The sequence below is a fragment of the Epibacterium sp. ABV4_022 genome, from assembly GCF_056159345.1.
On record NZ_JBSWVA010000001.1, the window covers coordinates 1,528,960 to 1,543,155 of the forward strand.

Genomic DNA, 14,196 nt, shown 5'->3' on the forward strand with positions numbered 1-14,196 from the left:
TGAGAGCTGCCCAAAAAGAAGGCGCCCGGCGCCATGACGGCCCGGGCGGGAAAACATCGGCGACCAGAACCGTGTCGGGAAGAGCCGTGTCGGGAAGGGCCGAACAGCGACCCGAGACAGCGCCCCGGGCGCGGGGGCTGCTGGCGGTCGGCTTATTTGAAGCTGCGGCTGTCCTTGACCTGATCCCAGGCCCACATGACCTCTTGCAGCTGCTCTTCCTGGCTGCGGTCGCCGCCGTTCATATCCGGGTGCAGCACCTTGATGAGCTTCTTGTAGGCCTTGCGGATCTCGGCCTTGGACCAGTCGTCCTTGGCTTCGAGGATCTCCAGCGCGCGGCGTTCGGTGGGGGGCAGGCGGCGGCCGGCGGACTGGCCGTTCTTGCCCGGGTTCTTGGTCGCATTCTGACCCAGCACCTGATGCGGGTCCTCGATGCCCAGACGCGCCCAGGCGCGGGCTTCGGGGTCGCCCAGCGGCTTGGTGGTGCGTTCCCAGACCTTGTCCTTGGAGGCCTGGGCGTTCATCTCCGCCTCGGTGGTGCCTTCGAAGAAGTTCCATTTCTGGTTGTACTCGCGCACATGCTGCTGGCAGAACCAGTAGAAGTCGTCGAGCACATCGGGGGCCTTGGGGGCGCGGAACTTTCCGGGCTCTTCGCAGCCGGGGTGATCGCAGACCCGCACGGAGGTTTCCGAGGCGCCGGACATGCTCCGCCGCCCGCGCGGATTTTTCTTTTTCGCGGAGCGAATGGACATATCGAAGCCAAAGGGATCGGATTTGGTCATGCGGGAGCACCTTCTAGACGCATCTGTTCGACTCGGAGGCAGCAGTTTAGTCTAACGGTCGAGAGATAAAAGGGGGGCGGGCACAGTTTTATGAACAACAGGCGGAGTGACGCTGCAATGAGCGTAAGAGACGAAATCGAAGACACCCTGGAGAAGACCTTTGCGCCCAGTCGCTTGGAGGTTGTGGACGACAGCGACAGCCATATCGGGCATGCCGGGCACGACGGCAAAGGCGAAAGCCATTTTAACGTGCTGATCCGGGCGGAGGCCTTTGAGGGCATGACCCGGGTGGCGCAGCATCGCGCCGTACACAAGGCGCTGGGCGACATCGTACCGCGAATCCACGCCCTGGCACTGGACATCGGCGCCTAAGGCGCGGGGACCGGCCGCCCTGATGGTGGCCGGTCCGTCATGATCGAGGCTCAGTCCTGCGGTTTGCCGCGGCTGGCGCGGGCCTTGAGCGCCGCGGTCAGACCCGACACCGGGCTCAGTTCCTCGACCCCGTCGTCGGCAACCATGCGGCGAGCGCCGGGACCGGGCACCGGGACCGCTTCGGGCGGGGCTTCGGGGTCGCCGGCGATCGCCGTCAGCGGCGCCGGTTCCGGGGCGTGCTGGGCGTCGGGCAGGGAGACGCGCGGCGTCTCGGCAATCCGCTGCGCGTCCGGCTCTGATGTGGCGGCGGGCGTGGCTGCGGGGGCCGCGGCCTCGGCTGTTGCGTCGGCGGCAGGCGTGGGATCCGCCGCGGCGGCGGGCGTGGGCTCTGCCAGGCCGGGGGCGGCAAGGGCGCGGCGAAACACCAGGATATTGCGCCAGGTGGTCTTGGTCCCGGTGAGGCCCGACCGCTCTTCGCTGGGTAGCATCTCGGCGCGCTGGAACTCCCAGCCCTGTGCGGCCATCTCGTTCAGCACCCCTTCGATCCCGTTGGCAAAGCGGGCCTCCGGGGTTTTGACACCGCGGGCCTTCTTGCCGCGATTGGGGGCGGGGACGACCTTATACTCGTAGTTCTGCATCACATGTTCCTATGCGGCCCACGCCACCAGCCTAGCAGCTGTGCGGGGCGGAGAGAAAGAAGATCAGAGGCATCTGTCACTTTGGCACGGCAGCGGCGCGCGCTGCCAGCTTCAGGCACATCTGCGTCGCCAGCGACATATCCTGAACCGAGATCCACTCCAAGGGGCCATGGATGCATTGCATGCCGGTAAAGAGATTCGGCGTCGGCGTGCCGAACTCTGTCAGCCGCGAGCCGTCGGTGCCACCGCGGATCGGCACAGAGACCGGCTCCAGCCCGATATCCCGGCAGGCGGCATGGGCAAGCTCGACCGGGGTCATGTCCTGTTCCAGCCAGTAGCGCATGTTGCGGTATTGCGGCGTGATCTCGCAGGTGATCTCCGCCCGCGGCTCGGTCGCGGCGACCGCGGCGCAGACGCTGCGCAACAGCGCGCCCTTGGCCTCCAGCCCGTCCAGTTCGAAATCGCGCAGGATGAAGCGGAGCTCCATCTCGGAGGAGCCGCCCAGCATATCGGTGGCGTGGATGAACCCCTCGCGATCATCGGTGGTTTCCGGCGTCATCGTGGCCTGCGGCAGGGTCTGGATAATCTTGGAGGCGAGGTGGATGGCGTTGACCATCTTTTCCTTGGCAAAGCCGGGGTGGATCGACACGCCGGTGATTTTCACCACGGCGCGGTCGGCAGAAAAGCTTTCATATTCGACCTCGCCCACTCTGCCACCATCGAGCGTATAGGCAAAATCTGCCCCCAGGTCCTGTTCCAGCTGTGGCTGCACGCCACGGCCGATTTCCTCGTCGGGCGTGAAGGCGATGCGGATCGGCGGGCGGGGGGCACCGGGGTTTTGCAACAGATGTTCGGCCATGGTCATGATGATGGCCACGCCGGCCTTGTCATCCGCGCCCAGCAGCGTGGTGCCGGAGGCGGTGATCAGGTCGTGGCCGATCTTCCTCGCCAGATAGGGATGTTCGGCGGGGGAGAGCACCAGGTCGGGGTCGTCGGGAAAGCTGATGTCGCCGCCGTTGTAGCCCTTGACGACGCGCGGTTTGACGCCCGTCGCGTTGAACTGCGGCGCGGTGTCGACATGGGCGAGGAAGCCCACAGTGGGGGCCTCCGTGGTGCCGGGGATGGTCGCGAGCACGGTGCCATACTCCGTGAGGGTGACATCCTGCGCCCCCATCGCTGTCAGCTCGTCCCGCAACAGGTGCAGCATGTCGAACTGGAGTGCGGTGCTGGGGGTGCTGTCGGAGGTTTCATCGCTCTGGCTGTCGATGGCGGCATAGCGGGTAAGACGGGCTTCGAGCGCGTCCGTAAAAGGCGTGGTCATCCATAAGCTCCTGCTGATGGCGGCAAGATTGCCGAGGGGCGCGGGGAGGTCAAGCGCCCTTGCCGAGCAGCACGCGCCGGCGCGGGGTGGAGGAATTGGATGCGGACGGATTTGGGCAGGCAATGGTTCAGGTTGAAGAGATTACGGATCGCGAGAGTTTTGCGGCGTGGCTGGAGGCGCTGCCAGAGGATCGGCGCTATGAGGTCGCGGTGACTTTGGCGACACGCTGCGCGCTGCGGGTGTTTCCGATCTGGGCGGCGGCAATGCAGCAGGACTGGGCGCGCAAAGGTGATTTGACACCCCTAGCGTCATTGCGCAGCATATTGATATCCGGGGGTGCGGTTAAAACGCCAACCCCGGATATTAGAAACGCCGCCGCCGCCGTCGCCTACGTCGCCGCCGACGCCGCCGCCGACTCCGCCGACGCCGCCGCCGCCGACACCTACGCCGCCGCCGCCGCCTACGTCGCCGCCGCCGTCGCTGGCGCCGACTCCGCTGCCGACGCCGTCTCCACCGACGCCGCCTACGCCGCCTATGCCGCCGCCGCTGCCGACGACGAAATATGGAGTCTTCTCCGTCAAGAGATTCAGGGGATTGAGCGCGGGGATGACCTGCTGACACTGCCACTGTGGCCGGAAGAGATCCCCGACAAGTTTGCAACCGCTTGGACCAGCGGTCGGACCTGGATGCAGAACACCCCCGGCTACAGCTTCTGGATCCGTTGGTATGAGGCCGTCCTTGCAGGCCGCCCGCTGACGGGTGACTGGCAGAGCCATTGGCAGTTGATGCAGGACATCGCCCTGATCGCGCCCGAGGATTGGGACAAGGGCGCGGAGCATGTGTCGGGGGAGATTGAAAAGCTTGAGGAAAAGCACAGCTATCCTGTTTCAACTGAGACGCAGGGCGAGGCAACCACATTGCTGCATGCTGCGCTGGGGCAATTCGGTTTCAACGACATCCGTCACTTGATGGAGCTGCTGCCCTTCGCAGAGGACCTGAAGCATCTCAAAGATCCCGACGCGGTTTCGGATTTCGTGGCTGGCATGGACCAACAAAGGCATGAAATCGAGACATTTATGCGCGCAGTTGACCGGGAGGGGCGGTCCCTTCAAGGAGCAGGCGGCATCCTGACCTATTTTGAAGAGGTGCTGACGGAGGCCTCCAAGGCACGGCAGCTCAACCAACTCAATGTGGGCTGGATTATTGATTGTGGGGAAATTTTACAGGGCTACGCGCAGAGTTCGGAAACTGTAGCGGAGCTTGGCCCGCTGAACATCCCGTTTCAGCGGACGGTGCAAAATCTGCTGGACCTGATCCACAGTCATTTCTCGGCCACTTTGCTGCGCTTTGGTGCTCTGCGTGATATTCGATCATCGGACGAGACGCGGCTTGCGGATCTGATGGAAGATCTCCGGCGCGGATTGGCGCAGGTCAAGGAGGACACAGCGGGTAATCGTGTTCCCATGGCGCCGGAAGCGATTGCTGTTTTTGAAAAACTGTTGGATGATCTCGACGGTATGATCCAGCGGGAGTTTATTGCAGGAAATTCCGCGATCAAGAGCCAGATTCGCAGAGATATCGACTACCGGATGGCTCAGGTTGCTGTGTCACTTCGACTGTATTGGGAGCAATCTGCGGCCCCGCGTATGGCTGTCGGACAGGTGATATCGGGCGTCGCGAAAAAGAAACTTAAAGAAGGGATCGAAGGTCTGGTGCAATGGGCGCTTGATTGGTGAGGTCGCCCGGACGATAGGCCGGGCAGCCCCCGCCCGCCCCCCAGGCGGGGGCTTTGCCCCCACCTCGGGCGAGCGCTGCCCTATGCTCTAGAGCGCAAAAGGGCGACCCGATGGGCCGCCCTCGTTTAACTTGGAACGTCTAAGCCTCAGGCCAGTTTCTTGGCCACCAGCTCGTTCACAGCCTTGGGGTTGGCCTGACCGCCGGTGGCTTTCATCACCTGGCCGACGAACCAGCCGGCGAGCTTTGGGTTGACCTTGGCCTTTTCCACTTGGGCGGGGTTGGCGGCGATGATCTCGTCCAGCGCGGCCTCGATGGCGCCGGTGTCCGTCACCTGCTTCATGCCGCGCTCTTCGACGATAACCGCCGGGTCGCCGCCTTCGGTATAGACGATCTCGAACAGCTCCTTGGCCATCTTGCCGGAGATGGTGTCGGCGGCGATCAGGTCGATGATGCTGCCAAGCTGTGCGGGCGATACCGGGCTTTCGGTGATCTCCTTGTCGTCCTTCTTGAGGCGGCCGAAGAGTTCATTGATGATCCAGTTCGCGGCAAGCTTGCCGCTGCGGCCCTCGGCCACGGCGTCGAAGTAATTGGCGCTCTCTACATCGGCTGTCAGCACGGAGGCGTCATAATCGGTCAGGCCGAAGTCCTTGATGAAGCGGGCTTTCTTCTCGTCCGGCAGCTCGGGCAGGGCGGATTTGATGCCGTCGACCCAATCCTGTTCGATTTCCAGCGGCAGCAGATCCGGGTCGGGGAAATAGCGGTAGTCATGCGCTTCTTCCTTGGAGCGCATCGAACGGGTTTCGCCCTTGTCGGGGTCATAGAGCCGGGTTTCCTGCTCCACTTCGCCGCCGCCCTCGACAATGGCGATCTGACGCCGGGCCTCGACCTCGATCGCCTGCTGGATAAAGCGCATGGAGTTCATGTTCTTGATCTCGCAACGGGTGCCGAGATGGGAGAAATCCTGGGTTTCCTGATACTTTTCGTACTGGCCGGGGCGGCAGATGGAGACGTTCACATCGGCGCGCAGGTTGCCGTTCTGCATGTTGCCGTCGCAGGTGCCCAGATAGCGCATGATCTGGCGCAGCTTGGCGATATAGGCGGCGGCTTCCTCGGGGCCACGAATGTCGGGGCGCGAGACGATTTCCATCAGGCAGACGCCGGTGCGGTTCAGGTCCACGAAGGACATCGACGGGTCCATGTCGTGGATCGACTTGCCGGCGTCCTGCTCCATGTGGATGCGCTCGATCCGCACGGTGCGGGCGGTGCCGTCGCCGAGTTCCACCAGCACCTCGCCCTCGCCCACGATGGGGTGGTAGAGCTGCGAGATCTGATAGCCCTGCGGCAGGTCGGGGTAGAAGTAGTTCTTGCGGTCAAAGGCGGACCAGAGGTTGATGTCGGCCTTGAGGCCGAGGCCCGTGCGCACCGCCTGTTCGACGCAATATTCGTTGATCACCGGCAGCATGCCGGGCATGGCCGCATCCACAAAGGCGACGTTGGCGTTCGGCTCAGCGCCGAATTGGGTCGAGGCGCCGGAAAACAGCTTGGCATTGGAGCTGACCTGGGCATGCACCTCCATGCCGATGACCAGTTCCCAGTCATGCTTGGCGCCCGCGATCACCTTGGGCTTGGGGAGTTCATATGTCAGGTCGAGCATGGTTTTCCGCCGTATCCGTATATCTGTGTCTGCACAGCGTTCTAGGCCCGCGGGCGGCAGGGGGCAAGGGGGCAGGGGCTACATGCAACCGGGAGCCGGGTCGATATTTCCACTTTTGCACGGGCTGTACGCCCGGGCAGCGCCCGTCCGCCCCCATGGGCGGGCGCTTCGCTTCCGCCCGCGGACGTGTGCTGCCCTCAGCGAAGGATGGCTTGGTGGCGATTCAGCCTCTTGGCGGCGTGTGCCGGCAGGGCTAGAAGTGGCAGCCCGAGCAGTTCAAAAGGAGGCCGCCTTGGACACATCCGCACGCATCAGCCAGACCATCGCCGGTGAAATCAGCGCCAGCGCCAAACAGGTCAGCGCCGCCGTGGCGCTGCTGGACGAAGGCGCCACCGTGCCCTTCATCGCGCGCTACCGCAAGGAGGTCACTGGCGGGCTGGACGACACCCAGCTGCGCACCCTGTCGGAGCGGCTGGAGTATCTGCGCGAGATGGAGAAACGCCGTGCGGCCATCCTCGAGTCGATCCGGTCGCAGGACAAGCTGACGGAGGATCTGGCGGCCTCCATCGCCAAGGCGGAGACCAAGGCGCAGCTGGAAGACATCTATCTGCCCTACAAGCCCAAGCGCCGCACCAAGGCGATGATCGCGCGGGAAAACGGGCTGGAGCCGCTGCTGGATGCGATTCTGGCGGATCGCGCAGCCGATCCCGAGGCGCTGGCGGCAGGCTATCTGTCCGAGGCGGTTGCCGATACCAAATCGGCCCTGAATGGTGCGCGTGACATTCTGACCGAACGCCTGACCGAAAACGCCGATCTGTTGGGGCGGTTGCGGACCTATATGCAATCCGAGGCGGTGCTGAGCGCCAAGGTTGTCGAGGGTCAGGAACAGGCGGGGGCCAAGTTCTCGGACTATTTCGAGCATTCCGAGGCCTGGAAAACCACGCCGTCGCACCGGGCGCTGGCGATGCTGCGGGGCTCGAACGAAGGCGTGCTGACGCTGGACATCGCGCCCCCGGGCGACGACGGCGTGGCGCGGGCCGAGGAGATGGTCGCGGCAGTCCTGGATGTGCGCGGCAGTGCGCCGGGGGACAAATGGCTGCGCAAGGTGGCAGGCTGGACCTGGCGGGTGAAACTGTCGCTGTCGATGATGCTGGAGCTGATGGGCGATCTGCGCACGCGGGCGCAGGACGAGGCCATCGCGGTCTTTGCGCGCAATCTCAAGGACTTGCTCTTTGCCGCGCCGGCCGGTGCGCGACCGACTCTTGGGTTGGACCCGGGCATTCGCACCGGCGTCAAGGCGGCGGTGGTTGACGCCACCGGCAAATTGGTGGCCACCGAGACCCTGTACCCGTTTCAACCCAAAAACGATCTGCGCGGGGCGCAGGTCTCCATCCTGAAGCTGATCGCGGAACATGGCGTCGAGCTGATCGCGATCGGCAATGGCACCGCCAGCCGCGAAACCGAACGTATGGTGGCCGAGGTCATCAAGAACCTGCCGGCCAAGGTGAAGGCCCCGACCAAGGTGGTGGTTTCTGAGGCTGGTGCCTCGGTCTATTCCGCGTCCGAACTGGCCGCGCGGGAATTCCCCGATCTGGACGTCAGCCTGCGCGGGGCGGTCTCGATCGCCCGCCGCTTGCAAGATCCGCTGGCGGAGCTGGTCAAGATCGAACCCAAGAGCATCGGCGTCGGCCAGTACCAGCATGACGTGGACCAGCACAAACTGTCGAAATCGCTGGAGGCAGTCATCGAGGATGTGGTGAACGCGGTGGGCGTGGACCTCAATATGGCCTCGGCGCCCCTGCTGGCGCATGTTTCAGGCCTTGGTCCCGGTCTCGCCGAAGCCATCGTGGCCCATCGCGACATCAACGGCGCCTTTGCCACCCGCAAGGAGCTGCTGAAAGTCGCGCGCCTCGGCCCCAAGGCGTTTGAGCAATGTGCGGGCTTTCTGCGTATCCAGGGCGGCAAGGAGCCGCTGGATGCCTCTGCCGTGCACCCCGAAAGCTATGACGTGGCGCGCAAGATCGTCGCCGCCTGCGGGCGTGATATTCGTCAGATCATGGGCGATGGGTCGGCGTTGAAATCGGTCCGCGCCGAGACCTTTGTCTCTGGCGATGTCGGCCTGCCGACGGTGCGCGACATCTTTGCCGAATTGGAAAAACCGGGCCGCGACCCGCGCCCCTCTTTCGTGACCGCGAGCTTTACCGATGGGGTGGAGGAGATCACCGACCTCAAGCCCGGCATGGTGCTGGAAGGCACGGTGACAAATGTCGCGGCCTTTGGCGCCTTTGTCGACATCGGCGTGCATCAGGACGGGTTGGTGCATGTGAGCCAGCTGGCCGACAAATTCGTCAAGGATCCGCATGAGATCGTGAAAACCGGCCAGGTGGTGAAGGTGACCGTGGTCGAGGTGGATGTGCCGCGCAAACGCATCGGTCTCACCATGAAAAAGGATGGCGGCGCTTCGGCCCGGGACGACCGCAATGCCCGCGGTCCCGCCAAGAGCGACAGCAAGGGCGGCCCCAGGGGGCGCGGTGCGCCCGCGCCAAGGGGCAAGATGTCCGCGGCACCCAAGGGCGGTAAACCGGGCAATGACACCGGGGCGCTGGGCGCGGCCCTGATGGATGCGTTCAAGAAGAAATAGCGGCGCGCGGCGGCCTGCGCACGTGCCGTCGCGCGCCGGCGCCCCCGCGATCCCGGCCAGCCCCTGCGGCTAGCCGGGGGTGACCTCGGGGCCATCGGCGGTGAACACCACGCGGTAGCCGGCTTCGATCTCGTCGCGAAACAGATCGGCGATGGCGCGCAGCGCATCCATGCGGCCGCGTTCGGCGAACTGGCGCAGCGAACGCACCGGCGCGTCATTGTCAAAACCCGCCGAGGCATGGGCCCAGATCATCGGGTGCAACTCGCGCAGGTGGTCCCGGATCAGCCAATGGGCGGCCTCGGCGATCTGCGCCCGCACCTGTGCCGCCGCGGGGGGGCTGTCGGGGCGCGGCTTCAGGGCGATGCTGCAATAGGCGGACATCAGGTTGATGCGCTCCTGGCTGGGCGCGCGGGCAACGATGTCGGCAATCCCATCGAGGAAAAACGCCACATCGACCCCGAGGCAGGCCGCGTCGGACTGGGCCAGGGCGTCGAAATAGACCCAGGCATATCCCGCCGCACCCCAGTGATCCTGGACCAGCGCGGCGACGCGGCGGGCTTCGAGCTCCAGCGCCGACAGCCCGTGTGTGCCCTGCTCGGCCAAATGCGTGCCTAGCGCGCGCTGATGGCGCGGGTTGCAGGGATCGAGCCGGATCAGGTCGATATAGTCATCGGCGATCTGCAGTGGCTCCGCCGCGCCGCCTGCGCTGTAGAGCGCACAGCGCGCGGCGGCGACAAAGGGCTGTTGGGCGGCCTCGTCGGGCAGCTGCTCCAGCAGGGCCCGGGCGCGGCTCTGATGTGCCTCGGCGCGGGACAGGATGGCGTTGCGCTGCCGGTTCACCTTGCGCCTGGCCGCACGGCGACAGGCCCAGGAAATATCGAGATGCGCCAGCGCCACCACCGTGGACATCACCGGCGTGCGGGCGCATTCCAGCCGCATGCGCTCCAGCGACATGATGCCGTCCAGGGTGACACGCTCGGTCAGGGGCAGCCCCTCGGACAGCGCGTGTTCCACCGCGTTGACGACGTCGGCCCGCGCCCCGTAGGCGAGGAGATCGGCGATCGGCGTGCCCCCGGGGGTGGCATCGCGGGCGGTGTCCGCCGCGATGATCCGCGCCTCGGCGTCTTCCCACAGTTCCTGACGGGCCAGGAACTGCCCCTTGGCGATGGCGGCATCGGCAGCCTCATCCTCGGCATTGGTCGCCGGCACCGGGATCGAGAGCACATCCTCGAGGCTGAGCGGGGCTGTTGCCTCGGCCGCGTCGGTCGCGCCCGCAGCAAGGGCGCGCGGCAGCGGCAGGTGCGGCAGGCGAATCCCGCCGGGGGATCGCAGAGGCGGCAGGCGCGTCGAGATGAGGCGAAGCGCCTTTTTCAAACCGTCTTTTGCCGGTGGTGCAGAAAGTGGCATCAGCTGGTCCCAGATATGTGCAGCAGTCTTTGGTCTGGGTCCGACTGTCGGAAAGCTTTGGGGCGCAAACATGGCAGCGACGGGGTGTTCGCCGGATCAATTCCGGCGCCAGGTCAGCAAATGGCGGCAAAAGCGCGGCATTTTGCCGAAGGCCCGGGAAATGCTGGCGAATTCCGGCCGATTGATGCGTCTCAGAGAACAGTAAAATGCTGTCTTTTCACCGCAATCCCGCGCTGCGTCAGCGCGTCCTCGAGGGCGGTGGCCTTTGGCGTGACTTCGGCCGGGAGGCGGTGGTGGGTGCCGACGCGGGTGTGAACCGTCGCGCGGATCGAGAAATCCCAGCGCGTGACCAGCAGCACATGGTCGATTTCCGCCAGCGCGATGTCGGCGGTGCTGCGCGCGGAGGTCCAGCGCAGGCGGTCGGCGGTGAGTTCGAACCAGGCTTCGGGATTGCGCCACAGCTCCCACAGCGAGGGCAGGAGCGGCAGGGCGAGGAGCGCGACAATCCAGCCGCGCGCCTCGAACAGCAGCCAGAGCGCGGCCACCACCCCGGCCCAGCTGGCGATCACCAGAACCGTTCCGGCCGACCGCGCGTCCCGACAAAAGCGGAACACGCCCGGGGCAGGGGCACCGCGGTCAGGCATCGAGAATCCGGCTGACCATCTCGTTGGTGTCGCGGCTGAGCCCTTCGGTGGACTTGATCCGCTCCAGCGCGGTCAGGATCTTTGCCTGGCGCTCCGCATCATAGCGTTTCCAGGTCTGGAAGGCGGTGCACATGCGGGCAGTGGTTTGCGGGTTCAGCGCATCCAGTGCGATCAACTGATCGGCCAGCAGCCGATAGCCGCTGCCGTCGGCCTGATGGAAGCCTGCGTGGTTCATCGATAGCGCCCCCATCACGGCGCGGAACCGGTTGGGGTTGCGGATGGTGAACAGCGGATGCCGGGTCAGCTCTGCCGCCACCGCGGGCGCGCGGTCGGGGCGGGCGGTGGCCACCTGCAAGGCAAACCATTTGTCCATGACCAGCCGGTCGTCCTGCCATTGGTCAAAGAACGCCTGGCTCTGGGTGTCGCCCTTCTCGGCCTTCAGCAGGCAGGCGAGGGCGGTGTTCTGGACGGTCATATTGTCGGCCAGCTCGAACTGTTTGGCGGCGGCATCGCCCCCGTCGATCCGGGTCAGCAGCGCCAGCAGCCGGCCGTTCAGCGCCCGCAGGCCCGCATCCCTGGCTTCCGGTTGGTAGGGGCCTTCGACCTGGGTGGCCGAGAACAGCCGCGGCAGACTGTCCGAGAGGCTCTGGGCAAGCGTCTGGGCAAAGGTCTCGGCGGCGTCGTGGATCGCATCCGGGTCGGGGGTCACGCCGCGGTCGGCCAGCGCCTGGGCGATCTCGCTCTCGCTGGGCGGTGTCAGCACCAGCGCGCGAAAGGCCGGGTCCAGCGTGTCGTCGCGCACCAGCGATTGCAGCGCCTCCAGATACTGCGCATCGGGGCTTGCGCCCTCGGTCACCATGGCGATGCGCGAGGCCTTGGCCAATTCTCGGCCCGCCTCCCAGCGGTTGAACGGATCGGTGTCATGGGCCAGCAGGAAGGCCCGTTCCTGCGCCGAGGTGTCGCGGGTCAGGATCACCGGCGCCGAGAAATCCCGCAGAATCGAGGGGATCGGGCGGGCCGACAGCCCGTCAAAGCGGAAGCTCTGTTCGGCCTCAGTCATCTCCAGCACCGTTGTCGGGACCACCTCGTCACCATCAGGGCCAAGCAGCCCCACGGCGATCGGGATCACCTTCGGGTCCTTGTGGTCCTGACCTGGCGTCGGCGGCGTGCTCTGGCGGAAGGTCAGCGTGTAGGTGCCGTCGTCATAGCTGTCTTCGACCGACAGGCGCGGGGTGCCGGCCTGGCTGTACCAGTTCTTGAACTGCCCCAGGTCGCGGCCGGTGCTGTCCTCGAACACCTTGATCCAATCCTCGATGGTGCAGGCCTGCCCGTCGTGACGGTCGAAATAGAGGTCAAGCGCGGTGTAGTAGGCGTCATCCCCGACCAGCCGTTTCAGCATGCCGATCACCTCGGCGCCCTTTTCATAGACGGTGGCGGTGTAGAAGTTGTTGATCTCCTGGAACGACTCGGGGCGCACCGGGTGGGCGAGGGGGCCGTTGTCCTCGGGGAACTGGCGGGCGCGCAGGTCGATCGCATCCTCGATCCGCTTCACCGGGGCGGAGCGCATGTCGGCGGTGAACTGCGCGTCGCGATAGACCGTCAGGCCCTCCTTCAGGCAGAGCTGGAACCAGTCGCGGCAGGTGATCCGGTTGCCGGTCCAGTTGTGAAAATACTCATGGGCGATAATCGCCTCAATTCTCTCAAAATTGGAATCAGTGGAGGTCTCAGGGCTGGCCAGGACGCAGGAAGAGTTGAAAATGTTCAATCCCTTGTTCTCCATCGCGCCCATGTTGAAGTCATCCACGGCGACGATATTGAACACGTCGAGGTCGTATTCGCGGCCATAGACCTTCTCGTCCCAGGTCATCGACTTTTTCAGCGCCTCCATGCCAAAGGCGCATTTGTGTTCATCGCCCGGGCGCACCCAGATGTTGAGCAGAACCTCCTTGCCCGAGCGGGTGGTGAAGCGGTCGGAATGGTTGACCAGATCACCGGCCACCAGGGCAAAGAGATAGGCCGGTTTGGGCCAGGGATCGTGCCATTCGGCAAAGCCGCTGCCCGCATCCACCGGGTTGCCGTTGGACAGCATCACCTTTTCCGCACCTTCGATGCGCACGCTGAAGGTGGCCATCACGTCGGGGCGGTCCGGGTAGTAGGTGATCTTGCGAAACCCTTCGGCCTCGCATTGGGTGCAATACATGCCGTTGGACATATAGAGCCCCTCGAGCGCGGTATTGGCCTTGGGGTTGATCTCCACCTCGGCCTCCCAGGTGAAGGGGCGGTCGGGCACGTCGCAGGTGAGGCCCGTATCGGTGACCTCGGGGGTGACCTCGGCGCCGTCAATACGTGAAGAGATCAGCTTAAGCTGCTCGCCATGCAGGAAAAACCGCCGGTCCTGCGCATCCTCCCTGGGTGCGAACCGGATTTTCGACAGCACGCGGGTGGCCTCCGGCGCGAGGCGAAAGACCAGTTCGACGCTTTCCACCACATAGCCGAAGGGGGTGTAGTCCTTCAGGTAGAAGGTCTCGGGATCGGTGCTTGGGGCGGCGTCTTTCATGGATACATCCTTCGCGATTTCTGGGAACCTGCGCCGGGGCGCGTGCGTTGTTCACCAGAGGTATGCAACCGGAGACAGTCGGGCAAGCGCCCTTCGTCTCTTTGTTCAAAAAGGAGAGTATCATGTCCGATGCAGAGACCCCGATGACCACCCGCAAGGAAGTGCGCCAGCGCCGTTACGGGCTGTATTGGCTGGTGGCTCTGTTGGCGCTGATCGTTCTGGGGCTGGCCCTGTTCGGGTTTGCCGACGATCTGACCGATGACGGGCAACCGCTGCTTGGCGGCGAAGTCGAGACATCAACCGATGACGCAGCCGGCACAGCGGGCACTGCGGGCGAATAAGAGGCCCGCACCACCTCCGCCTGATCGGCCGCCGCCCCGCCTGGCTGAGCGCGCCGGGTGGTCCGGCAGCGCGCCAACGGCCGGGGCGGGGGCTTGCTAACCTTT

At 65.0% G+C, this 14,196-nt stretch carries 11 protein-coding genes; 4 read left to right on the forward strand and 7 right to left on the reverse strand.

What is annotated here, in order from left to right:
* Window positions 1-152 precede the first annotated feature (152 nt).
* Window positions 153-779 carry a DnaJ domain-containing protein gene (locus ACXAF5_RS07270; RefSeq protein ID WP_239324110.1) on the reverse strand — a complete coding sequence of 209 codons (627 nt, stop codon included), beginning with the start codon at window positions 777-779 and terminating at the stop codon, window positions 153-155.
* 117 nt (window positions 780-896) lie between these two features.
* On the opposite strand from ACXAF5_RS07270, the gene ACXAF5_RS07275 reads away from it, so the two are divergent.
* A complete protein-coding gene (locus ACXAF5_RS07275) occupies window positions 897-1,151 on the forward strand; it encodes a BolA family protein (protein WP_474946093.1) in 255 nt (84 codons plus the stop codon).
* 50 nt (window positions 1,152-1,201) lie between these two features.
* Here ACXAF5_RS07275 and ACXAF5_RS07280 read toward each other — a convergent pair whose 3' ends face one another.
* Window positions 1,202-1,789, reverse strand: a complete 588-nt coding sequence (locus ACXAF5_RS07280) for a DUF4177 domain-containing protein (RefSeq protein WP_474946094.1) — start codon at window positions 1,787-1,789, stop codon at window positions 1,202-1,204.
* Between the two features lie 76 nt (window positions 1,790-1,865).
* A complete protein-coding gene (gene pepT, locus ACXAF5_RS07285) occupies window positions 1,866-3,110 on the reverse strand; it encodes a peptidase T (RefSeq protein ID WP_474946095.1) in 1,245 nt (414 codons plus the stop codon).
* 59 nt (window positions 3,111-3,169) lie between these two features.
* Between pepT and ACXAF5_RS07290 the strand changes: the two genes are divergently transcribed.
* Window positions 3,170-4,846: a hypothetical protein gene (locus tag ACXAF5_RS07290; RefSeq protein WP_474946096.1), complete on the forward strand. Its 1,677-nt coding sequence runs from the start codon at window positions 3,170-3,172 to the stop codon at window positions 4,844-4,846.
* A 146-nt stretch (window positions 4,847-4,992) separates the two neighbouring features.
* Here ACXAF5_RS07290 and gatB read toward each other — a convergent pair whose 3' ends face one another.
* The gene (gene gatB / locus ACXAF5_RS07295) at window positions 4,993-6,501 is read right to left on the reverse strand and encodes an Asp-tRNA(Asn)/Glu-tRNA(Gln) amidotransferase subunit GatB (protein ID WP_474946097.1); all 1,509 of its coding nucleotides are present in this window, start codon (window positions 6,499-6,501) and stop codon (window positions 4,993-4,995) included.
* A 292-nt stretch (window positions 6,502-6,793) separates the two neighbouring features.
* On the opposite strand from gatB, the gene ACXAF5_RS07300 reads away from it, so the two are divergent.
* Entirely contained in the window at window positions 6,794-9,142 is a 2,349-nt protein-coding gene (locus tag ACXAF5_RS07300; protein WP_474946098.1) for a Tex family protein, read from the forward strand.
* Window positions 9,143-9,211: 69 nt separating this feature from the next.
* Here the strand turns inward: ACXAF5_RS07300 and ACXAF5_RS07305 are convergent, their stop codons facing one another.
* From ACXAF5_RS07305 to pepN, 3 genes are all read right to left on the reverse strand, one after another.
* The gene (locus ACXAF5_RS07305; protein ID WP_474946099.1) at window positions 9,212-10,549 is read right to left on the reverse strand and encodes a hypothetical protein; all 1,338 of its coding nucleotides are present in this window, start codon (window positions 10,547-10,549) and stop codon (window positions 9,212-9,214) included.
* A 191-nt stretch (window positions 10,550-10,740) separates the two neighbouring features.
* Window positions 10,741-11,193 carry a hypothetical protein gene (locus tag ACXAF5_RS07310; RefSeq protein WP_474946100.1) on the reverse strand — a complete coding sequence of 151 codons (453 nt, stop codon included), beginning with the start codon at window positions 11,191-11,193 and terminating at the stop codon, window positions 10,741-10,743.
* Window positions 11,186-13,750 carry an aminopeptidase N gene (gene pepN, locus ACXAF5_RS07315; RefSeq protein ID WP_474946101.1) on the reverse strand — a complete coding sequence of 855 codons (2,565 nt, stop codon included), beginning with the start codon at window positions 13,748-13,750 and terminating at the stop codon, window positions 11,186-11,188. Before pepN ends, ACXAF5_RS07310 begins: the two co-directional genes overlap by 8 nt.
* Window positions 13,751-13,872: 122 nt before the next feature.
* Here pepN and ACXAF5_RS07320 point away from each other — a divergent pair, with 122 nt between their 5' ends.
* Entirely contained in the window at window positions 13,873-14,091 is a 219-nt protein-coding gene (locus tag ACXAF5_RS07320; RefSeq protein WP_474946102.1) for a hypothetical protein, read from the forward strand.
* Window positions 14,092-14,196 lie beyond the last annotated feature (105 nt).

What these genes read in the sequence shown, in the direction of transcription:
- ACXAF5_RS07270 (WP_239324110.1), bottom strand. Translation starts at nt 779, where the DNA reads ATGACCAAATCCGATCCCTTTGGCTTCGATATGTCCATTCGCTCCGCG.
- ACXAF5_RS07275 (WP_474946093.1), top strand. Translation starts at nt 897, where the DNA reads ATGAGCGTAAGAGACGAAATCGAAGACACCCTGGAGAAGACCTTTGCG.
- ACXAF5_RS07280 (WP_474946094.1), bottom strand. Translation starts at nt 1,789, where the DNA reads ATGCAGAACTACGAGTATAAGGTCGTCCCCGCCCCCAATCGCGGCAAG.
- pepT (WP_474946095.1), bottom strand. Translation starts at nt 3,110, where the DNA reads ATGACCACGCCTTTTACGGACGCGCTCGAAGCCCGTCTTACCCGCTAT.
- gatB (WP_474946097.1), bottom strand. Translation starts at nt 6,501, where the DNA reads ATGCTCGACCTGACATATGAACTCCCCAAGCCCAAGGTGATCGCGGGC.
- ACXAF5_RS07305 (WP_474946099.1), bottom strand. Translation starts at nt 10,549, where the DNA reads ATGCCACTTTCTGCACCACCGGCAAAAGACGGTTTGAAAAAGGCGCTT.
- ACXAF5_RS07310 (WP_474946100.1), bottom strand. Translation starts at nt 11,193, where the DNA reads ATGCCTGACCGCGGTGCCCCTGCCCCGGGCGTGTTCCGCTTTTGTCGG.
- pepN (WP_474946101.1), bottom strand. Translation starts at nt 13,750, where the DNA reads ATGAAAGACGCCGCCCCAAGCACCGATCCCGAGACCTTCTACCTGAAG.
- ACXAF5_RS07320 (WP_474946102.1), top strand. Translation starts at nt 13,873, where the DNA reads ATGTCCGATGCAGAGACCCCGATGACCACCCGCAAGGAAGTGCGCCAG.